The sequence below is a fragment of the Xanthomonas sp. NCPPB 4037 genome (assembly GCF_041475695.2).
Lineage (GTDB): Bacteria > Pseudomonadota > Gammaproteobacteria > Xanthomonadales > Xanthomonadaceae > Xanthomonas > Xanthomonas campestris.
Map to the genome: position 1 here is coordinate 2,494,566 of NZ_CM191261.1, position 21,888 is coordinate 2,516,453.

Annotated in this window: 10 protein-coding genes, 1 other RNA gene and 1 pseudogene; 9 read left to right on the forward strand and 3 right to left on the reverse strand. The window is 62.1% G+C overall.

From position 1 onward, the window contains the following. Nucleotides 1–185: 185 nt before the first annotated feature. Nucleotides 186–599, reverse strand: a complete 414-nt coding sequence (locus ACCQ01_RS11105; protein WP_228434116.1) for a hypothetical protein — start codon at nt 597–599, stop codon at nt 186–188. A gap of 261 nt (nt 600–860) precedes the next feature. Here ACCQ01_RS11105 and ACCQ01_RS11110 point away from each other — a divergent pair. The 3 genes and pseudogenes from ACCQ01_RS11110 to ACCQ01_RS11120 all read left to right on the forward strand — a co-directional run bounded on the left by ACCQ01_RS11110 (nt 861) and on the right by ACCQ01_RS11120 (nt 10,433). Continuing rightward, nucleotides 861–9,519, forward strand: a pseudogene (locus ACCQ01_RS11110) (glycoside hydrolase family 94 protein). After that, nucleotides 9,516–9,800 (forward strand): hypothetical protein, encoded by a 285-nt coding sequence (locus ACCQ01_RS11115; protein WP_228434118.1) that lies wholly within the window; start codon nt 9,516–9,518, stop codon nt 9,798–9,800. Before ACCQ01_RS11110 ends, ACCQ01_RS11115 begins: the two are co-directional and overlap by 4 nt. Before the next feature lie 201 nt (nt 9,801–10,001). Beyond that, entirely contained in the window at nt 10,002–10,433 is a 432-nt protein-coding gene (locus ACCQ01_RS11120; protein WP_228434119.1) for a molybdenum cofactor biosynthesis protein MoaE, read from the forward strand. Nucleotides 10,434–10,761: 328 nt separating this feature from the next. Here the strand turns inward: ACCQ01_RS11120 and ACCQ01_RS11125 are convergent, their stop codons facing one another. After that, nucleotides 10,762–11,946: an arabinose transporter gene (locus ACCQ01_RS11125; protein ID WP_228434120.1), complete on the reverse strand. Its 1,185-nt coding sequence runs from the start codon at nt 11,944–11,946 to the stop codon at nt 10,762–10,764. 441 nt (nt 11,947–12,387) lie between these two features. On the opposite strand from ACCQ01_RS11125, the gene ACCQ01_RS11130 reads away from it, so the two are divergent. Then, a complete protein-coding gene (locus ACCQ01_RS11130) occupies nt 12,388–13,593 on the forward strand; it encodes an NHL repeat-containing protein (protein ID WP_228434121.1) in 1,206 nt (401 codons plus the stop codon). 165 nt (nt 13,594–13,758) lie between these two features. On the opposite strand, the gene ACCQ01_RS11135 is transcribed toward ACCQ01_RS11130, so the two are convergent. Further along, a protein-coding gene (locus ACCQ01_RS11135) for an IS3 family transposase (protein ID WP_372358798.1) occupies nt 13,759–14,861 on the reverse strand; the annotation gives its coding sequence in 2 pieces (ribosomal slippage) (nt 13,759–14,603 and nt 14,603–14,861; 1,104 coding nt in all). Nucleotides 14,862–15,228: 367 nt separating this feature from the next. On the opposite strand from ACCQ01_RS11135, the gene ACCQ01_RS11140 reads away from it, so the two are divergent. The 5 genes from ACCQ01_RS11140 (at nt 15,229) to ACCQ01_RS11160 (ending at nt 21,411) form a co-directional block, all read left to right on the forward strand. After that, nucleotides 15,229–15,303: non-coding RNA, sX9 sRNA (locus ACCQ01_RS11140), on the forward strand. A gap of 147 nt (nt 15,304–15,450) precedes the next feature. Next, nucleotides 15,451–16,257, forward strand: a complete 807-nt coding sequence (locus ACCQ01_RS11145) for an IS5 family transposase (RefSeq protein WP_006449292.1) — start codon at nt 15,451–15,453, stop codon at nt 16,255–16,257. 59 nt (nt 16,258–16,316) lie between these two features. After that, nucleotides 16,317–16,952, forward strand: a complete 636-nt coding sequence (locus tag ACCQ01_RS11150) for a TetR/AcrR family transcriptional regulator (protein WP_503258105.1) — start codon at nt 16,317–16,319, stop codon at nt 16,950–16,952. 23 nt (nt 16,953–16,975) lie between these two features. Continuing rightward, nucleotides 16,976–18,241, forward strand: coding sequence for an efflux RND transporter periplasmic adaptor subunit (locus tag ACCQ01_RS11155; RefSeq protein WP_228434242.1), 1,266 nt, complete (start codon nt 16,976–16,978; stop codon nt 18,239–18,241). 11 nt (nt 18,242–18,252) lie between these two features. Beyond that, complete coding sequence (locus tag ACCQ01_RS11160) at nt 18,253–21,411, forward strand: multidrug efflux RND transporter permease subunit (protein ID WP_228434241.1); 3,159 nt, start codon at nt 18,253–18,255, stop codon at nt 21,409–21,411. Nucleotides 21,412–21,888 lie beyond the last annotated feature (477 nt).

The window sequence follows — 21,888 nt, forward strand, 5'->3', positions numbered from 1 at the left end:
AGCACGAAGTGCTCGCGAGGCAAGGCGCCCACGCCAGGCAGGAAATGACGGATCAGCGACATTGCTGACAGCGCTGGCGAGCCGAAGAATCGCCGCACCTTCACCGACCTTGGCCGCCGCAGCTTCACAATCGCGACCGACACCACCGTGGCCCAGTTCGACGCCGCGCGGCCGGAGGGCGCGGACTATGTGATCGTGCCCGCGCAGGCGGCAAAACCCCGCCTGCTCGCGTGGCTAAAGCAGCAGGCGGGGCAGGGCGCCACCAGGCGTGGGTCGATGCCCGCGGTCACGCCGGCGGATGACCACACATGCCCATGGGCGCCCGGCACGATCTCCCGCAAAACGAAGCCAACGTGCTCATAGAGCACTTGCATAGGCAGGCTGGTTTCCAGCACAACGTGCCAAAGACCGGGTCTGAGGAATAGCTGCGAGGCGCGCCAGAAGCAGCTGTGTCCCAAGGCCCCGGTGCGTGCCACCATGCCCGGCACAAGCTTGCCGTAGTGCCATTCGGCAGCATCGCGCAGAAGGAATTGGGAGACGTCGGTGCGTGCGTCCGCGCAAAAGAATGCAGAAACATTGCTTTCAAAGATGGCAAGCATGCGGTGAATCACGCTGATGACAGAGCCTGATGAACTCCATTCGTCCAGGCAGATGCACGAATATGCGGAGAGGAAATCGCTTGCCGAGATCGCACAGCTCTTGCAGACCGGCTGATCTGCCCCGTGCAACGGTACTGCAAGCGAGTGCCTCTGGCGCCTGACCCAATGTCAGCCACTGTCCTGAAGCCTTCACATGTCACCTGGCGCCAGCGCGCATGATCCTGGCTCTAGCGGCGCTCACGCCGCACAGGTCCTGTCTCCATGCTTCCACCACGGAAGGCTTCTGCGTTTTCTCTCTGGTGGCAGTCGATTATCCAACCAGCAGCACCACCAACACAGTCGGCGCGTAATGCTGGACTTCCCAGCGCAGCCCTGCTTGGCGATGAACAAATGGAGGGGCTGGCACGTGCGCTGGCAACCTCGCATGTGCTCTACACAGGGCCGGCACGGGAGTTGCTGCTATCGGGGCTCAAACGCAATCAGCGGGCGCTTGGCAGTGCAGCAGCGCAGCTGAGCCAGATGGTTGCTGAGGGGGTGCGCATGCATCCTGCCGGGGAGTGGTTGCTGGACAACTATTATCTGGTTGAAGAGCACATGCGCCTGGCGCGACTGCATCTTCCGCCGGGCTACAGCCGACAACTGCCGCGTCTGCAGACGCCAACCGCGACTGGCCTGCCGCGTGTCTACGAGCTGGGGCTGCAGGTTGTTGCGCATGGCGATGGCCGTGTGGACGCAATTACGCTGAGTCGCTTCATCGCCGCCTATCAGCAGGTCGCGCCGCTCAAACTTGGCGAGCTATGGGCGGTTCCAATCGTGCTCCGGCTGGCCTTGATCGACAACGTGCGCCGCATCGCCGACGACATCATGCACGATGGACGCGACACACATCTCGCCGCGCAGTGGGCAGCGTTGCTCAATGCCACCGCTGCAGCGCAGCCCAAGGATGTCGTGGCCGTCGTGGCCGACATGGCACGCTCGCAGCCGCCCGCCACCGGCGCATTCGTGGCTGAGCTCACGCGTGGTATCCAAGGCCGCGGCCCCGTGTTGTCGATGGCCAGTGCATGGGTGGAGCAGTGGTTGGCCAGCGAAGGCCACAGCGTGGAGGGCTTGGTGCATGCCGAGAGCCAGCGCCAAGCCGCCGAGCAGGTGTCGATCAGCAACAGCATCGGAAGCCTGCGTTTTCTGGATGAGATGGATTGGCGCGAATTCGTCGAGAGCATGAGTTTGGTCGAGCAGACCCTGCGCAAGGATCCCGCCGATGTCTATGCGCGCATGGATTTCCAGACCCGGGATGCCTACCGCCACGTAGTGGAATCGCTGGCGCAGCACATGCGCGGCGACGAGACGGAAGTGGCACACGTAGCGTTGCAGCTGGCGATGCGGGCCGACGACCGGAGCTCGGTCGCCGCACATGTGGGCTATTTCTTGGTGGATGCCGGGCTGCCCACGCTGCGTGCAGCACTGCGTGCGCCACATACGCCTGCGCAAGCGTTGCCGATCTCGCACCGGCCGCAGGCACGCAGGGTACCGCTGCCAATCTATCTGGTGCCGATTGCACTGATCTCGCTGCTGTGGGCCGGCCTCCTGATGCGATGGCTGCCGGAATTGCCGCCGGCTGTGTGGTGGTCTGTCGGCGGCCTTGCAGTGCTGGCCGCCAGCGAGCTGGGGATCGCGCTGGTCAACTGGGTGGCAACGCTGTGGGTGCGTCCGCATCCATTGCCGCGCATGGAATTGCGCCTGGGCATTCCGCCCGACTGCCGCACACTGGTGGTGATGCCCAGCATGCTGGCAAACGCGGAGGCGATCGATGAGCTGGCTGCCGCGCTTGAGGTGCACGCGCTGGCCAATCGCGATGCACAGCTCTACTTCGCCTTGCTCACCGATTTCCTGGATGCGCCAGAGGCATCGCTGCCGGCCGACGCATCGTTGCTAGCGCGCGCAGCGCAGCACATCGAGCGGCTCAACGAACGCTATGCCGATGCGCACGGCGACCGATTCTTCCTCTTGCACCGGGCACGCCAGTGGAACGCAGGCGAGCGCTGCTGGATGGGCGCAGAGCGAAAGCGCGGCAAGCTGGAAGCCCTCAACCGGCTGCTATGTGCCGAGGACGTGGCTCTGCAAGCTGCGGCCGAGTTCTTGCAGTTGCAGGGCGATGTCACCGCATTGGTGCACGTGCGCTATGTGATCACCCTGGACAGTGACACTCAGTTGCCCAGGGATGCTGCCCGTGCGCTGGTGGGTGCCATGTCGCATCCACTGAACGTGCCGCGCCTGGACGCGACCGGCCAACGCGTTGAAGCCGGCTACGGCATTTTGCAGCCTGGCCTTGGCACCGGTATGAGCGAAGGCGGCGAGTCGCGGTTTGCACGCATGTTCGGCATCGAACCAGGCATCGATCCCTACACACGTGTGGTGTCGGATGTGTATCAGGACCTGTTTGGCGAAGGCTCGTTCATCGGCAAGGGGATTTACGCGGTGGCGACCTTTGAACAGGTCTTGGCCGGCCGCTTTCCCGACAACCGCGTGCTGAGCCACGACCTGCTGGAAGGCTGTTACGTGCGTGCCGGCCTGCTCAGCGATGTGCGCCTCTACGAGCGCCACCCACAGCGCTACGCCACGGATGCCAAGCGCCGTGCGCGCTGGGTGCGCGGCGACTGGCAATTACTGCCGTGGCTGCTGCCGTGGGTGCCTGACCGCGACGGCCGACATGCGCGTAATCCGCTGTCGTGGCTATCGCGTGGCAAGTTGCTGGACAACCTGCGCCGCAGTCTGGTGGCACCGGCCGCCTTCGCCCTGTTGTTGACCGGTTGGTTGGCATCGCCGACACCCGTGCGCTGGACGCTCTGGTTGCTGCTGCTATGGCTCTTGCCAGGGCTGTGTTCGGCAGCGTATGCGCTGGCCCATCCCCCTGAAGGATTGGCATGGCACCATCATGCGCGCCAGGTGGCGGTGGGGCCGCGTCAATCGATGCTGCGCATTGGCGTGGTGCTTGCCTGCCTGCCATTCGAAGCCGGACTGCAGCTGGCTAGCCATCGCGCGCTCGCTGGTGCGCATGGTAATGACCCACCGCCATCTGCTGCAGTGGGCGCCGTCCAGCGAGGTGGAACGTGGTGCGCGCAGTGGCGACGCAGAGCATCGGGTCATGGCAGGCGCTGCCTGCACCGCGGCGCTGGTCGTCGCAGCGGTAGCCTGGTTGGCCCCGTGGGCGTTGTGGGCCGCGTTGCCAATGGGGCTGAGCTGGATGGCAGCGCCTTGGGTGATGGCGTGGCTGGGCGAACGTCCCGCCGCGCCGGTGGCACAACTGTCGCAGGAACAGCGCGTGTTTCTTGGCGGATTGGCAAGGCGCACCTGGGCATTCTTCGAGACCCATTGCACGGCGCAGCATCACTGGCTGCCGCCGGACAACATGCAGGAGTATCCGGAGACCGTGGTGGCCAGTCGCACCTCGCCGACCAATATCGGCCTGGGCCTGCTCGCCAACCTGGCCGCCTACGACCTGGGCTATCTGACCATGGGCGGGGTGATTACGCGGGTGACCGACACGCTGACCACGTTAGAAGGGTTGCCGCGTCATCGCGGGCATTTTTACAACTGGTATGACACCGAAACCCTCGCGCCGCTGTCGCCGCGCTACGTGTCCACCGTGGACAGCGGCAACCTTGCCGGGCATCTGCTGACCTTGCGCCAGGGCCTGCTGGCGCTGGCAGATGCGCCGCTGCTGCACTCGGCGCTCTTCGATGGGCTGTCTGACACCGTTGCCGTGCTCGCCGAGCAGCCGCGTGGTGATGGTGACGGTGCCGCTCTGGCTGCAATGACCCACGCACTGGATGGGGTGCGTGAGCTACCGGTGCCGACGGTACTGCAAGCCAAAGCGACATTGCAGCTGCTGCTGGCGCAAGGCCAACTGATGCGGGCAGCACGCCAGGGTCGCGGCAGCGAGGCGCCCGATCCTTGGCTGCAGCGCTTAGTGGAGACCTGTGAAGCGGTGCTGGCCGAGCTGAGCCATTGCACCTCTGCAGAGGCCGATCCCGAGACAGATGCGCCGGTAGCGCACAACAGCCGTGTCGCAACGCTGCGGCAGCTGGCCGCAACCGATGGTACGCCCAGCACGCAGCGCTGGGCCTCTGCACGTCTGCAGGAACTGGAGCAGCTGGCGCAGGTCGCAGGCCGCTTGGCAGAGATGGACTACGACTTTCTTTACCGCCCCGCGCAGCAGTTGTTGTCGATCGGCTACAACGTCGACGAGCGCCGCCTGGATGCGGGGAATTACGATCTGCTCGCTTCGGAAGCGCGTCTGGGAATCTTCGTGGCGATTGCGCAAGGCAGGTTGCCGCAGGAGAGCTGGTTCGCCCTCGGGCGCACGCTGACCGATACCGGCGGCGAGCCGACGCTGCTGTCGTGGAGCGGCTCGATGTTCGAGTATCTGATGCCTGATCTGGTGATGCCAAGCTACCCGCAGACGCTGTTGCATCGCTCGATGCGCGGCGCAGTGCAGGCGCAGATTCGCTATGGCATGGCGCGCAATGTGCCCTGGGGCGTGTCCGAATCGGGCTACAACACGGTAGATACGCAGCGCAATTACCAATACCGCGCCTTTGGAGTCCCTGGGCTCGGACTCAAGCGCGGGCTGGGCCAGGATCTGGTGATCGCGCCTTACGCCAGTGCAATGGCGTTGATGGTCGAACCGGATGCGGCGTGTCGCAATCTGCAGCGACTGCAGGAGTTGGGATTTGGTGGGCGCTTCGGTCTCTATGAGGCGATTGATTACACGCCGGCACGCGTCCCGCGTGGCACCCAGCACGCGGTGGTGCGCTCTTTCATGTCACACCATCAGGGCATGGCGCTGCTGGCGCTCGACCAGGTGCTGCGTGATGCGCCCATGCAAGCCCGCTTCATGGCCGACCCACAATGCCAGGCAACGGCATTACTGCTGCAGGAGCGAGCGCCGCGCGCCGGTGTTTACCTCAAGGGATTGACCGACGCCGAAGATCGACCAGTGCCCAGCGAGGCGGGGATGGCGTTGCGCATCTATCGCGATCCGGACCTGCCGCAACCGGCGCTGCAGCTGCTCTCCAATGGGCGCTATCACGGAATGCTGACCTCCGCCGGCGGTGGCTACAGCCGCGCGCGCGACATGGCCGTCACACGCTGGCGCGAGGACGGTACCCGCGATCACTGGGGTACGTTCTGCTATTTGCGCGACGTGGACAGCGGTGCTACATGGTCGGCCGCACATCAGCCGACCTGCGTTCCGGTGGAGCGCTACGAGGCGATCTTTTCGGATGCAAAGGCCGAGTTCAAAGGCAGCCACCAGGGCTATGAGAGCCATCTGGAAATCGCCATCTCCGCCGAGGACGATGTGGAGCTGCGGCGACTGCGCATCCGCAACCGGTCACGGCAGACGCGGATCATCGAAATCACCACCTACGCCGAAGTGGTGTTGGCACCGGCCGCCTCCGACGAAGCGCATCCGGCGTTCAGCAACTTGTTCGTGCAGACCGAAATCCTGGCCGACAAGCAGGCACTGCTGTGCACACGGCGCCCGCGTGGACATGACGAAGCGCAGCCGTGGATGTTGCATTTGGTTGCCGTCCACGATGCGGATGTGGCGTCGATCTCCTACGAGACCGATCGTGCCGCGTTCGTCGGCCGTGGCCGCAGCACCCGCAACCCAGTGGCGTTGAGCGGGCAGGGCATGTTGTCCGGCGCCGCAGGTTCGGTGCTTGATCCCATTGTGGCTATCCGTTGCCGCATCGCGTTGGCGCCAGATCAGCAGGCGCAGGTGGACATGGTCTACGGCATGGGCACCCAGCGCGAGGCGTGTAGTGCGCTGATCGACAAATACCGTGACCGCCGCTTGGCTGACCGCGTGTTCGATCTGGCACTGACACAGAGCCAGGTCACGCGCCGACAGATCAACGCCTCGCTGGAAGACGCGATGCTCTACGAACGGCTTGCCGCGCGCGTGCTCTTCGTCGACCCGCAATTGCGCGCCGATAGCGAGGTCTTGCTGCATAACCATCGAGGACAATCGGCGCTGTGGAGTCATGCCATTTCCGGCGACCTGCCGATCGTCCTGCTGCGCATCGCCGACCCGGACAATGTGGCGTTGGTGCAGCAGCTCGTGCAGGCACATGCGTATTGGCGGCTCAAGGGGCTGCGCGCGGATCTGGTGATCTGGAACGAAAGCCAGTCCGGTTACCGGCAACAGCTACAGGACACCATCCTGGGGCTGATCGCCGCCGACCCGGAAGCCAATGTGCTGGACCGCCCAGGCGGCATTTTCGTGCGTGCCATCGAACACATCTCGCAGGAAGACCGGATCCTGCTGCAAACCGTGGCGCGTGCAATCCTCAGCGACGCCAACGGCACGCTTGCCGCACAGTTGGAGCGCCTTGCCGGCCGGCGCGTGCAGCCGCCGCTGCTGGAACGCCTGCCGCAGCAGGCCGATCTCACCGATCAGCCTAGCGCGTCGGTGCTGGACATTGCAGTCGCGCAGGCTGAGGCAGGCCAGCTGCTGTTCGACAACGGCCTTGGTGCGTTTGCCGCCGATGGTCGCGAATACTGCATCACCCTGGACGAGGGTATGACCACGCCGGCGCCGTGGTGCAACGTGATGGCCAATGCGCAATTCGGCACCGTGGTCAGCGATAGCAGCCCCGGCTATACATGGGCCGAGAATGCGCATGAGTTCCGGCTGACGCCCTGGCATAACGACCCGGTCGGCGATACCTGTGGCGAAGCGTTCTACCTGCGCGATGAGGAGACTGGCCAGGTGTGGTCGCCGATGGCGCTGCCGTGCCGCGGCAGCGGGCGTTATACAGTGCGCCACGGCTTCGGCTACAGCGTCTATAGCCATACCGAACATGGCATTGCCAGCGAGCTCTGGGTGTTCGTCGATGTAGAGCAGCCCATCAAGTTCAGCCATCTACGGCTGAAGAACCTCTCCGGCCGCGCGCGTCGGCTTAGCGTGACCGGCTATGTGGAATGGGTACTCGGTGACATCCGCACGCGCTCGCAGCTGCACGTGGTGAGTGAGGTGGATTTGGCAACCAGCGTGCTCACTGCACGCAACCCATACAACACCGAGTTCGACGGCCGCGTCGCCTTCTTCGATGCCGATGCACCCAGCCGCAGTATCACTACCGACCGCAGCGAGTTCCTGGGCCGCAATGGCGACATGCAAGCGCCGGCCGCGCTGTCCCGGCAGCGGCTATCCGGGCGGGTCGGCGCAGGACTGGACCCATGTGCGGCGATCCAGATCCCGGTGACGCTGGAGGCCGGGCAGAGCGTGGAGACGGTGTTCCGGCTGGGCGCGGCCAGCAGCCGCGATGCGGCGCTGGACGTGGCGCGGCGCAGTCGTGGCGTGGCCACCGCACACGCGGCATTGCTTGCCGTGCGCACGCATTGGGAGCAGGTGCTGGGCACCGTCCAGGTGACCACGCCCGACCCGGCACTGGACCTGTTGGCCAACGGCTGGCTGCTCTATCAGACCATTGCCTGCCGGTTCCTGGCGCGCAGCGGCTATTACCAATCCGGAGGCGCTTACGGGTTTCGCGACCAGTTACAGGACAGCATGGCGATGGTGCACGCGCAGCCGGAGCTCAGCCGCGCGCACCTGCTGCGCAGCGCCGCGCGCCAGTTTCCGCAAGGCGATGTCCAGCATTGGTGGCATCCGCCACAGAACCGTGGCGTGCGCACACAGTGTTCGGACGACTTCTTGTGGTTGCCTCAAGCCATTTGCCGCTACCTGGACACCACCGCTGACAGCGGCGTGCTCGATGAACTGGTCGGCTTTATTGACGGGCGTGCACTCAAGGCCGACGAAGAGTCGTATTACGACTTGCCTGGTGTGACGGGCGCGCTGCAGTCGCTCTATGCGCACGGCGTGCTTGCACTGCAACGCGGCATGGCACATCTGGGCGAGCGTGGTTTGCCGTTGATCGGCAGCGGCGATTGGAACGACGGCATGAATCGCGTCGGCAAGGAAGGGAAGGGCGAAAGCGTTTGGCTGGGGTTCTTCCTCTACGACACACTGCTGCGTTTTTCTGCCGTGGCGGTGCAATGCGGCGATCACGCCTTTGCCGCTACCTGCCATGCGCACGCGCAGACCCTGCGTGTTGCGCTGGAGCGGCATGCCTGGGACGGGCAATGGTATCGGCGCGCCTGGTTCGACGACGGCACGCCGCTGGGGTCGCATACGTCTGACGAGTGCCGCATCGATTCGCTGTCGCAAAGTTGGTCGGTGTTATCCGGCGCGATGGATCCAGCACGCAGTGCGCAGGCCATGGATGCAATGCACCAGCAGCTGGTCGATGCGGACGCAGGCGTCGTCAAGTTGTTGATGCCGCCATTCGATCGCACCGGGCATGACCCCGGCTACATCCGCGGCTACGTGCCCGGCGTGCGCGAAAACGGGGGGCAATATACCCATGCCGCGGTCTGGGCGGCGATGGCCTTCGCACAGCTTGGCGATAGCGCCCGGGCCTGGCAGCTCGCCAGGCTGATCAACCCCATTCACCATGCGCTGGATGCGCAGGCAGTGCAGCGCTACAAAGCCGAACCTTACGTGCTGGCCGCCGACGTCTACGCGGTGGCCCCGCATACCGGTCGCGGCGGCTGGAGCTGGTATACCGGCGCAGCGGGCTGGATGTATCGGTTACTGACCGAATCGCTGCTCGGTCTGCAGCGGCGCGGCACGCGTCTCCAGATCACACCGTGCATTCCGGCCGCATGGCCGGGCTACCAGCTGCGTTATCGGTACGGCACGAGCACCTATGTCATCGACATCACCCAGCGTAAAGGCGGAGATGCCAGGCTGGAGGTGGATGGAATACCCCAGGCAGCGCTTGCTTTCACCCTGATCGATGACGGCGCGGTCCACGCTGTCGCTCTGGAGTGGCCGGGAGACGCGACATGAGCATCCGCACCAATACCGATCACCAGCTGTCCGATCTGGGCAAGATGCTGGCCGTATGGCCACAGCGCGTGCGCGACCCCAGCCAGTTCTGGCCGCAATTTGATGCGCTGGCGCAACGCATTCTCGACAGTGCTGCCCAAGCCGATGTCGTCCGCGTGCGGCGTGAGTTGCAACGCTTATTGCACCGCAACGGGCTGAGCCGTGCGCGATGGACATTCTCAACGGCTAGTTCCAAAGGACCGCAACGCGTCGGGACGAGGGCGCTGCTGGTTACGAAGTAAGTGGGCACGATTCCGGGGCGTTTATCGGGGTAGGGCACCGGAAACCATTATTCGACGCCAAGTTCTCGGCGGAGACCTGAAACATGGGCGCGGCCCACCGCCAGTTCATTAATAGCGCCTACTGCGTCTGACTTGTTAGCGACGATGCGCCGGCCGCCTGTACACAGGTTGCCTTCATTCCCCCTGTCAGCGGAGGCTGAAATGCCGCGCTTTTCCATCACCACCGTATCCATCGACACCGCGCCGCTGCGCGGCCAGCTGTTGGACTCCAGCGCCGGTGCGTTCGCCAGCTTCGAAGGCTGGGTGCGTGACAGCAACCAGGGCCAGCCCGTCACCGGGCTGCACTACCAGGCCTATGCGCGATTGGCTCAGGCTGAGGGCGAAAAGGTGCTCGATGAAGCGCTGTCGCGCTTTGACATCGTCGATGCACGGTGCATCCACCGCACCGGCGAGCTGGCCATTGGCGAAATGGCCGTGTGGGTCGGGGTGAGCGCGGGCCATCGCGACGGTGCATTTGCGGCCTGCCGCTGGATCATCGACCAGGCCAAGCTGCGCGTGCCGATCTGGAAGCAGGAGCGTTACACCAGTGGCGCGGACGCGTGGCTGCATCCACTCGCGCCTGCCGCTAAGTGATCTTCCTTGCTGGAAGACTAGGCGGGCGGACCGAGGATGGTGGGCCTCGGTCCGCATACATCGCACGAAGTTGCCGCAGTGCGTTGTGGCATCGCCAACGCCTCCTAGCATCGGAGTGTTTGGGAGAGAACTTGTTTCAAAGCACTGATGGGCCGCAATCGACTTGCGTCAAGGCGTGGCTTGGTATGTCGTGGCCGGGTCTTGACGTCAGTGGGTCAGCGACACCGTTCGCAGCTCCACTGACCGTGTGTCAGATCTTTACCAGCACTGCTGGCCATTGCGTCCCGCGTGCGTGGCTGGCGCTGTCAGGCGGGCTACCGGGCCAGACTTATCTGCGCATCGGCGTCTGATTGCCCGGAGGCGAATGGGAGTGCAGCCAGCTTGTGATCGGCACTGCGCACAGGGCGAGCAGCGAGGCGATCAAAAACACCGGACCAAGCCCCAAGGCGTTGGAGACAAGCCCCAGCAGAGGCGCCAAGACGCCCAGTGCAAGATCGATGAAGGCCGTGTAGACCCCCATCGCCAGGCCGCGCGCCTCGGCTGGCGCCCTGGCGACGGCCTCCATGCCAAGGCTTGGGTAGACCATGGCATAGCCAAAACCTGCCATCGCAGACCCGGTAAAGGCCAGCCAAGACCAATGCGCCAGCCAGATCATGGCCAGGCCGGCGCTATGAATGACGATGAAGATCATCGCCGTTCTTGCGCCTCCCAGCCTGTCTGGCAAGGCGCCGAAAAACACACGCGCCACCATCAAGGCGACCGCAAACGCAGTGAAGGACATCCAGGCAGGATGCCAGTCCCGCTGCGTAAAGAGCAGGACCGCGAAGGCTGTCATGATTCCATATCCAACGCTGGAAAGGGCCATCGCCACCCCAGGCACCCAGACCGAGCGCAACACCTTTTTTGCGGAAATGCTGACGCGCAACGGGGCCTTGATCGCCCTTCTGGAGATGACCAGCGGCAAGACCAGTGCGGCCCCCGCGCTCGTGGCGATACCGATCGACAAGAAGCCGAATTCTTCAAAAAGATAGCTGCCGAGCGGGGCGCCCAGCGCCATCGCGACAAACATGGCGGTACCAATTTGGGCAAGCATCCTTCCGACGTTGCCGGGACCGGCCAGCGCCAGGCACCAAGTCTGGGCGCCAATCATGACAAAGCTCTCCGCTCCGCCAAGCAGTACGCGTCCCAGCATCAGAATGGCCAGCGCCACTCGCGCGTCCTGCGTGGCCGTTGTTGAAAGGACATAAATCAGCCCAGACAGTAACGCCAAGAACAGCCCGACGATGACCGCGAACTTTGGCCCCTGCTGGTCGCAGATGCGGCCCGACCAAAGCCGGCACAGTAGCGCTGAGGCGAACTGGGCGCCAGACACCAGGCCGACAGTGAACGTACTGAGGCCAAGGTCGTCATGGATGTACAGCGGCAGGGCCGGTAGCGCTGCGCCGGTGACAAGAAAGACGGCAAAAACACTGCACATCAGCCCGAGCACGATGCGTTGCGGCGCTTGGCTCACTCGCATGGGTCCTGGACTGCGTGCATTTGCGAGATCGCGTCATCGCGGGCCGAGACCATCTCGGCGCACGCGGCTGGTTTGAATCCAACGGATCCGCGCGGCCGCATGCACGTCGGCGGTCTGCGCAGCAAGCAGGTGTCGCATAGGAGCAAAACGGTAATCGTGTCTGTAACCATCGATGAAGTCTCACACGAAACCATAATTAGATTTACTAATATGGCCTTTAAGTATTGATTAGCTATTCAAGATCCGCTTTACGCGCGAGGATGGTCATCACTCCGACAGAAAAGCTGACGTGGGCATCCTGGGGCCGTTTCGTCGCCGGCAAGGGCCAAGTGTGTCCTTCCATGTCGCCCGCCTACACGAGATGGCGTGCGACAACCGCAAGTCACAGCTTGCTGTCCTTACGAATCGCTCATCGTCTTAATTCTGGAGTCTTCAATGCGTCCCATCTTTCTGTCATCTGTCACGCTATTTTCTGCCCTGGTCACGGCCTCGTCTTACGGCCTGGCCGCGTCGCCCGCTCGGCCGCTTGTTGAGGTCCAGGAGCATGTCGTGGCGCCCGCAGGGACAAAAGTCCCGCGTTTTGCAGTTGACCCTTCCTGGCCGCACATGCCCGAAACAATGCTCTGGGGCGAGGTCAGCGGTGTGGCCGTCGACGCCGATGACAGTGTCTGGCTCGTGCATCGCCCGGATTCGCTCACCAAGACCGATGACGGACTCAGTCAATCGCCGCCCATCGCCTTGTGCTGCCGCGCCGCGCCTGCTGTCACGCATTTCAGCGCCGATGGAGATTTTCTTGGTGGATTTGGAGGCCCGGAAACCGCGCCCACAATTGACGGCGTCAACCAATGGCCTGTCAGTCTCCACGGAATTTTCGTCGACAGCGACAGGACGCTTTGGTTCGCCGGCATCGGCAACGGCGATCATGTGGTCATGAACTACACCTCGGACGGGAAGTTCATTCGTCAGATCGGGCGGCGTGAGCAGACCAACGGCAATGCCGATCTTGAGCATCTTGGAAACCCTTCCGACGTGGGCCGCATCGGAGACCGGGTGATGGTCGCCGATGGCTATATCAATCGGCGCTTCCTTGGTTTTGACGAGTCCGGCGGTAAGGCTTTCGGTGTTTGGGGTGCTTATGGTGGCGCGCCGACCACCCAGACACGGCAAGGTACCTTCGACCAGAGTCAGGCAACATCTAATGCGGGCAATGGACCAAACCCGGAGTCGCCTGAATTTGGCACGATCATCCACTGCGTCGTACCCACCGGTGACGGGCAGGTGTATGTCTGTGACAGGCAGAACAACCGGGCCCAGCTGTTTGACCTGAGCAAAGATGGAACCCTGAAGTTTGTACGCAATGTCGTGATCGAAGGAAAGACCGGCGGATTGGGTACGGTCACCGACGTGGCGCTGTCACCCGACAAGAAGTATCTGTATGTCGGCGACATGATGAATGGACGTATCTGGATCCTGCTGCGTGGAACCCATGAGGTGCTTGGCTCGTTTGGCCGGATCGGCCGGCAAGCCGGTCAGTTCACCTGGATGCATTCCATCGACACTGATAGTCAGGGCAACCTGTACGTCACGGAAGTCGGCACCGGGCGACGCGTACAGAAGTTCGTGCTTACTGGCGTCAGATGAGCGATGCAGGATGCGGTTGCATTCGAGGGCATGGGTGTTGACGGCAATCAACAAAGCGTTGGCCGAAAGTGGTGGATGCGGACTGCCCTTCAGAGCTTCAAGGACGAGTCGAACTGCCAGTGGAGATTTCCGGCGACGTCCCCCCGCCCTGAGTAGCGGCCTGGTTTAGAGTCCGGGGTTGATGATATCGGTGTTTGCCAGATGTTGGGCATAAGCAGCCGGGGTCATGCCGCCGATCGCCTTCTTGGGTCGGTCCTCGTTGTATTCGCGTCGCCAGCGTTCGATTTCGGTGCGCGCGTGCAGTAACGTCGGGAACCAGTGCTCGTTGAGGCATTCGTCGCGTAGTCGGCCATTGAAGGATTCGACGTAGGCGTTCTGGTTCGGTTTGCCTGGCTGGATGAGCCGTAGTTGCACATCACGGGCATGCGCCCAGGCGACCATCGCCTTACCGCAAAACTCCTTGCCATTGTCAGTGCGGATCACCTTCGGCAAACCGCGACTGTGCGCCAGTCGGTCCAGCACGCGCGCAACGCCGTGGCCCGAGATCGCGCGCTCCACGTCGATGGCGACCGCTTCGTGGGTTGCATCGTCCACGATCACCAGACACTTGATCACCCGCCCTTCGGCAGTGCGGTCGAACACAAAGTCCATCGACCACACCTGGTTGGCCTGCGATGGCCGCAGCAGCGGCTGACGCTCGCCTATTGGCACTTTTTTGCGCTTGCGCCGTCGGACCTGTAGCTGCTGTTCGCGGTACAACCGCTCCACGCGTTTGTAGTTCACGATGCGTCCTTCTTGCCGCAATTTGAGATAGATCATCCCCACGCCATAGCGACGATGGCGATGCGCCAGCGCAACAATGCGCTCGCGCAGTTCGCCATTGCGGTCTTCGCGCGGGCAATAGCGCAGCGCACTGGCGCTCATGCCGATCGCTGCCAAGGCACGACGCTCGCTGGCACCGCGCCCGATCCACTCGCGCACCAGCGTACGACGCGCCGGTGCGCTTACCACTTTTTTCGCAGCGCATCCTTGATCAGGTCGTTCTCGAACAGCTGCTCGGCTAGCAACTTCTTCAGTCGAGCATTCTCGGACTCGAGGTCCTTGAGCCGCTTGGCATCGGGCACGCTCATCCCGCCGAATTTGCTGCGCCACAGGTAGTACGAGGCCTCGCTGAAGCCATGGCGCCGGCATAGGTCCTTGATCGCTATGCCCGCTTCGGCTTCGCGCAGGAAGCCAATGATCTGTTCCTCGGTAAAGCGCTTCTTCACGTCCAATCTCCTCGGGGTAGGGAATTGGACTCCAAACTGGGGCGCTACTCAAAATTGGGGGGACGTCGGTGGGTGCTACGGATTTCTCGCCAGACTCGGTTTCGTCTAGCCAACGTGGTTTGGTAATTTTGCACCTCCTCCAGCATTCTTATGCTGAGGAGAATAAGCCCCGCCGGTCGTGCTGATTGCCGCAGGGATTGATGAGGATCTCTCATGCTTGTGTTCTGAATGAGGACGCGGATAAGAAGATCGTCCGATGATATGGTGCATCGCACCAAGTACTTTGCCTGCAAAGAAGCCGACTTAGAGCAGCTATCAAAACTACTGCGCAGCCGTCAGGCGGGCGCGGCCGGTGCTCGGAATCGGCATGTACCCACGTACATTCCGGTTCCTCCGCGCCGTCCGCACCCACCTGACGACTGCTCGCTACGTTTTGTTAGCCGCTCTTAATCAGCGCAGTCAAACAACGTCATGTCGAACGCTTTATCGCGTATCGGCCGATTTTGCTGCGTCCCATGGGTAAGCGGACATGCGCCTCTCCACCTAGAGCGTGTTATGAACTTTGCCCTTGTCACGATAACGTATACGGATGAAGCCTCGTAAGCCATATCCAACCGATATCTCCGACGAAGAATGGGCCTTCGCTGCGCCATATCTCACACTGATGGATGCGCAAGCACCGCAGCGCAAATACGCGCTACGCGCGATGTTTAACGCACTGCGCTGGATCGCACGCGCCGGCGCACCGTGGCGATTGCTTCCCAACGATTTCCCGCCTTGGGAAGCGGTGTATCAGCAAACGCAGCGCTGGCTGCAGGCTGGCTGCTTTGAGGCCATGGTCAGCGATCTGCGCTCACTCTTGCGTGTGGCACAGGGGAAGAAAGGCCAGCCGAGCGCGGTGATTTTTGATGGCCGGACGCTGCAGTCCACCTGTGAAAGCGGGCCGCGTGCTGGATACGATGGCTATAAGCGCAAGAAAGGCAGCAAGGTGCATATGGCCGTCGATACGCTGGGACATCTGCTTGCCGTCCAGGTCACGCCGGCCAACGAGCAGGAACGCGCACAGGTCCGTTCGTTGGCCCAGGAGGTACAACACGTGACCGGTGAAACGGTCAAGATCGCTTTTGTGGATCAGGGCTATACCGGCCAAGAACCGGCGCAAGCGGCTAAGGAAGAGGGCATTGAGTTGCACGTCATCAAGCTGCAAGAAGCGAAGAAAGGCTTTGTCTTGCTGCCGCGCCGCTGGGTTGTCGAGCGCAGCTTCGGCTGGGTCAATCGCTTCAGACGACTGGCGCGCGACTATGAGCGATTGCCGGAAACGTTGGCCGGTTTGCACTTTGTCGTCTTCACGATCCTGATGCTTGGAAATGCAGCCGCTCTATTTCAAAGTTCATAACACGCTCTAGGGGATCAGAAACTCGGCGCCTTGCGGAGTATCACTTAATGATGGCTGTAGTGCACACGCAAAACGAACAGTCACTCGAACGTAAACGCAAGGTATTTGGCGCCATCAGAGAACTGCTGTTTGAGCGCGGGCCACAGGTCAGCCTGGAGATGGTGGCGCGTCGTGCCGGTTGCTCCAAACAGACACTCTACAACCAGTTTGGAAGCAAGCAAGCGCTACTCAGCTGCATGCTTGCAGAGCGCCTTGGGCTTGTGGTCGCCCAGCTCGATGAAGCAACGCCTGTCAATGTTGCGCTGGAAAGCGTGGCACGAAACTACCTTGAGCACATGGCAATACCTTTGGTTGCGCTCAGCAGCCAGCTTGCCCCCAGTGCCGGATTGCGGCCGACGGCCAGCTCGGCTTCTCTGTTTCGCGATTTCACCGGGGTTCTGATTGATCGCCTCGCTCTTTGGTTGACAAGGCATTTTGTCTATCCAGGCGCGGTCGATGCCGCGCGGCACTCTGCCGAACTGTTTCTGAGCATGGTTGCCGGCATGGAGATCGAACGCCAACGCTTCTGTATCCCACCGCGCGACGCGCAGGCCCGACTGGCTTGGGTGCATCGCAGCGTTGAGCTGTTCCTGCTCACCCAGACACCCCGCGATCGCTGCAGACCGGCAGCCGCATCGCCAAGCAACTTTGAATGAAAAATATCCCTAGGAGCAATTCAATGACGACCATCCGTTTTCGGCATCTTGGCCTGGCCATCGTGCTGGCTCTGGCCGCCTGTAAAAAGGAAGAACAGCAGGCGCCGCCACCGCCTGAGGTGGGGGTGGTCAAGGTTTTGCCTCAAACCGTGCCGCTGGTGCGTGACTTCAGCGGTCGCCTGGCGCCTGTGCGCAGCGCCGACGTGCGCGCGCGCGTGCCGGGGGTGCTGCTCAAGCGTGTGTACGACGAAGGCACCGACGTCAAGGAAGGCCAAGTGCTGTTCAATATCGATCCGGCACCGCTCCAAGCAGACCTGAGCTCTGCTCAAGGCCAGCTTGCCTCGGCTCAGGCGACCTACACCAATGCCCACGTCGCTGCCGAGCGCGCGCGCCGCCTGGCGCCTGAGCAATTTGTTTCAAAATCGGACTTGGACAACGCCCAGGCAACTGAACGCAGCAGCGCCGCGTCGCTGCAGCAGGCCCGCGCGGCGGTGAGCAACGCCAAGATCAACCTGGGGTATGCCAACGTCACTTCCCCCATTTCCGGCCGCGCCGGCCAGCAAAGGGTGACCGAAGGTGCGCTGGTGGGTTCAGGTGATGTGACCCTGCTGACCACGGTTGACCAGATCGACCCGCTATATATCAACTTCTCGATGAGCTCTTCCGAGCTTGCCTCACTGCGCCAGGCGCAAGGTCAGGGAGAAGTCAGCCTCAACCAAACTCAGGACACGCTTGTTAAAGTCATGATGAATAATGGTCAGGCCTATGACCAGACCGGCATCCTGGACTTTTCGTCCGTGGTCGTGGACCAAGCGACCGGTGCAGTGTCACTGCGAGCCACGGTGCCCAATCCGCAGAAGGCCCTGCTGCCTGGCAGCTTTGTGACTCTTGAGGTCGACTTGGGGCAACGCCGCAATATCTTCCTGGTGCCGCAGGCGGCGATCCAGCGTGATACCAACGGCGCCTACGCCATGGTGGTCGGCCTCGACGGCAAGGTCTCCCGCAAGGATGTGCAGATCGAAAGTCGCGCTTTGGATGGCAAATGGATTGTCACCAAGGGCTTGAATACTGGCGACCAGGTCATCGCGCTGGGCCTGCAGAAGGCCAGGGAAGGCGGTCAGGTCAAGGCCGTGCCGTACGCACAGGCACTTGCTGAGCAAGCTCAGCAGCAACAAGACGGTCCGCCTGGCCCGACAGGCGCAGCAAGTGGCGACACGCCAAATCCCAAATCTTCCGATGACGCGACGGGCCAAGACGCCCAGCAGCCGGCTCAAGCCCAGGCCGAGTAAGGAACTTCCCCATGCCAAAATTTTTCATCGACCACCCGGTGTTCGCCTGGGTTGTGGCGATCCTCATTTCACTTGCCGGGGTGATCTCGATCCTCAACCTTGGCATCGAGTCTTATCCCAACATCGCACCGCCCCAGATCACGGTAGTGGCCAATTATCCAGGCGCCAGTGCCGATACGGCCGAAAGCTCGGTTGCTCAGGTCATCGAGCAACAGCTCACCGGTATCGACAACTTGCTGTATTTCACCTCCACCTCGGCTTCGTCCGGTCGGGTGGAGATCACCTTGACCTTCCAGACCGGCACAGACCCGGACATCGCCCAGGTCCAGGTGCAGAACAAGGTCTCGCTCGCCCAGCCGCGGCTACCCCGTGAAGTGGTCAGTCAGGGTGTGGTTGTGGCCAAGGCCAGTGCGGGCTTCCTGATGATGATCGGCTTGACCTCTGACAATCCGACGATCGGGCGTAACCAGCTCAATGACATCGTGGCATCACGCGTGCTGGACCAGATTTCGCGCATCCAAGGTGTGGGCAGCAGTCGCCAGTTTGGCTCCGAGTACTCGATGAACATCTGGCTGGATCCATTGAAGCTGCAGGGCTACAACATGTCCGCCAGCCACGTGCTCAGCGCCGTGCAGGGCCAGAATGTCCAGTTCGCCGCCGGTGCACTGGGCGCGGACCCGGCCCCGAAGGGCCAGCAATTCACGGCCACCGTCTCGGCCGAGAGCCGCTTCACTACGCCGGAGCAGTTCGAGAACATCATCCTGCGATCTGATGACAACGGTGCGGTCGTGCACCTTCGCGACGTTGCGCGTGTGCAGTTCGGCCCGCAGAACTATGGCTTCGACACGCAATGGAACGGCAAGCCCCTGGGTACCTTCGGGATCCAGCTGCTGCCTGGCGCGAATGCCTTGGATACGGCCAACGCGGTTCGGGCACGAATGAAGGAGCTGTCTAGCACCTTCCCCAGTGGGGTGACTTGGTTCGAGCCTTATGAGACCACGACCTTTATCAAGATCTCTATCGAGGAGGTGATCCACACGCTGTTGGAAGCGGTGATCCTAGTGTTTCTGGTGATGCTGATCTTCCTGCAGAATTTCAGAGCCACGATCATCCCGACGCTGGTGATCCCGGTGGCGCTGCTGGGCACCTTCGTTGGCATGTCCATCATCGGCTTTACCATCAACCAACTGACGATGTTCGCACTGGTACTGGCGATCGGTATCGTGGTCGATGATGCGATCGTAGTGATTGAGAACGTCGAACGCATCATGGCGGAGGAAAAACTCCCGCCACGCGAAGCGACGATCAAGGCGATGGAGCAGATCAGCGGTGCGGTGATCGCCATTACGGTGGTGCTGGCAGCGGTGTTCGTGCCCTCAGCGCTGCAGGGCGGCGCGGCCGGGGCAATCTACAAGCAGTTTGCGCTGACCATGGCCATCGCCATGGCGTTCTCTGCGTTCCTGGCCCTGGGTTTCACTCCTTCGCTGTGTGCCAGTTTCCTCAAGCAGCACGAACACGATAGCCACGAAAAGCCGAAGAACGCGTTCTTCCGCGTGTTCGAAAAATACTATGGAAAGCTGGAGAACACCTACGTCGGCGTGATCGGACGCCAGGTGCGTCATGCCCCGCGCTGGATGGTGGTGTTCGCCGTGCTCCTGGTCATTACCGGCTTCCTGTTCACTAAAATACCCACCAGCTTCATACCCGAAGAAGACCAGGGCTACGCGATGACCATCGTGCAGCTTCCGCCCGGTTCGCCTGTGTCCAAGACAAAAGAGGTCTTTTCGCAAGTGCGCGATGTGACCGGGAAGATCCATGGCTATGGCGACTTCCTGGAAATCAGTGGCTTCAGCTTTGTTGGATTGGGTGAAAACGTCGGCATGGGGTTCTTCAAACTCAAGCCATACGAAGAGCGTGAAGGCACCGTCAGCGATTTCATTCAGCAGGCCAATCAGGCAGTGCAGGGCATCAAGGGAGCCCAGATCTTCGTGGTCAACGTTCCGACCGTGCAGGGGCTTGGTCAGTTTGGCGGTTTTGACATGTGGCTGGAAGATCGCACCGGTGCCGGTAGGGAGGCGCTGACCGCTGCACGCGACCAGCTGCTTGCTGCTGCCCGCCAGGATGATTCGCTTCAGCAGGTGCGTCCCAACACGCTGGAAAACGCTCCCCAGCTGACCATGGCGGTGGACCGTATCCAGGCAGAGACGATGGGTTTGTCGGTCAGTGATGTCTACACCGCGGTCCAGCTGATGCTTGCACCCGTGTACGCTAACGACTTCATCTACGGTGGCCGCATCAAGCGCGTCAACCTGCGAGCCGATGCGCCTTACCGTACCGGTCCAGAGTCGCTGGCACAGTTCTATACCCCTAGCAGTACCGAAACTGATGCGGACGGCAACGCGGCGATGATCCCGCTGAGCAACGTTGTCAAGACCGGCTGGCGTTCCACGCCTCCGTCGCTGGGGCGCTTCAATGGCTATGCCGCAGTGAACATCAATGGCTCGCCGGCTGCCGGGCGCTCCTCCGGGCAAGCCATGACGTCGATGGAACACTATGTCGATGAGCTACCGGCCGGATATGGCTCGGACTGGACGGGCATGAGCTACCAGGAGATCCTGGCCGGCAATAGCCAGGTGCTGTTGTTGGTGCTGTCGCTGGTCGTGGTCTTCCTTTGCCTGGCAGCGTTGTATGAGAGCTGGTCGATCCCGGTTTCTGTCTTGCTGGTGGTGCCACTGGGCGCGCTGGGTGCTTTGGCCTTCACCATGCTTCGTGGCCTTTCAAACGACATTTTCTTTCAGATTGGTCTGATTACCGTCATTGGGCTTGCCGCCAAAAATGCGATCCTGATCGTGGAGTTCGCGGTGATGGAGCGTGCGCAAGGCAAGACGCTGCATGACGCCATCGTCAATGCCGCGCACCTGCGGCTGCGGCCAATCTTGATGACATCTTTTGCCTTCATCATGGGGGTGGTGCCGATGGCCATCTCCAGCGGTGCCGGCGCCAACGCCCGCCACGCCATCTCCACAGGCGTGATCGGAGGCATGTTGTTTGCCACTGTCCTGGGCGTGTTTCTGATCCCTATGTTCTTCGTGGTGGTGCGGCGCATGCTGGGCGATAAGATGGATGAGCCTGCCAGTGGGCCGGAGTATGCCGGGCCAAGCAAGCATTAGTTCATGCCTTGTGGATGGGCAGTAGGGCCGCCCAGCATTGGAGTAGATATTGCACTGGACGCGCCCTAGGCTGAAACCCAGGCTGGGCGCGTTTCGGCGCACATTTATTTCGCTGGAAAAGGGACCTGTGTGCGAGATGTTGCGCGCACCCGTCCGCGCAGGCAGGCTTCCAAAAGAGTCTTGCCGAGGCTACATGGCGTTTCGGGCTTTCAGCACGCGCCGACCCGTCTGGTGAAGCGGATCTTTGCTTTGCTGGAATTGGTCGAAGCAGTAAGCACGCGCTTGGCTAACCCGGCGAGGAATTCTGAGGTCTTGCTGCGTCACTGCCTTGGCGCGTCGGACGCGTGCTTGTACCTGTGGCCTTGTTGAGCAGCATCAAGCATCGTCAGGCACCTATCGCATCGGGCGAGGCCTGATGCGCTTTAAAGCGCACGCGTTCAGACCATTGCTATCAGGCCTTCCTACGGGCCAGGGTTT

Excerpts from the sequence above, each read along its gene's own strand:
- ACCQ01_RS11145 (WP_006449292.1), top strand. The coding sequence starts at position 15,451 with ATGAAGCCTCGTAAGCCATATCCAACCGATATCTCCGACGAAGAATGG.
- ACCQ01_RS11115 (WP_228434118.1), top strand. The coding sequence starts at position 9,516 with ATGAGCATCCGCACCAATACCGATCACCAGCTGTCCGATCTGGGCAAG.
- ACCQ01_RS11130 (WP_228434121.1), top strand. The coding sequence starts at position 12,388 with ATGCGTCCCATCTTTCTGTCATCTGTCACGCTATTTTCTGCCCTGGTC.
- ACCQ01_RS11105 (WP_228434116.1), bottom strand. The coding sequence starts at position 599 with ATGCTTGCCATCTTTGAAAGCAATGTTTCTGCATTCTTTTGCGCGGAC.
- ACCQ01_RS11160 (WP_228434241.1), top strand. The coding sequence starts at position 18,253 with ATGCCAAAATTTTTCATCGACCACCCGGTGTTCGCCTGGGTTGTGGCG.
- ACCQ01_RS11155 (WP_228434242.1), top strand. The coding sequence starts at position 16,976 with ATGACGACCATCCGTTTTCGGCATCTTGGCCTGGCCATCGTGCTGGCT.
- ACCQ01_RS11120 (WP_228434119.1), top strand. The coding sequence starts at position 10,002 with ATGCCGCGCTTTTCCATCACCACCGTATCCATCGACACCGCGCCGCTG.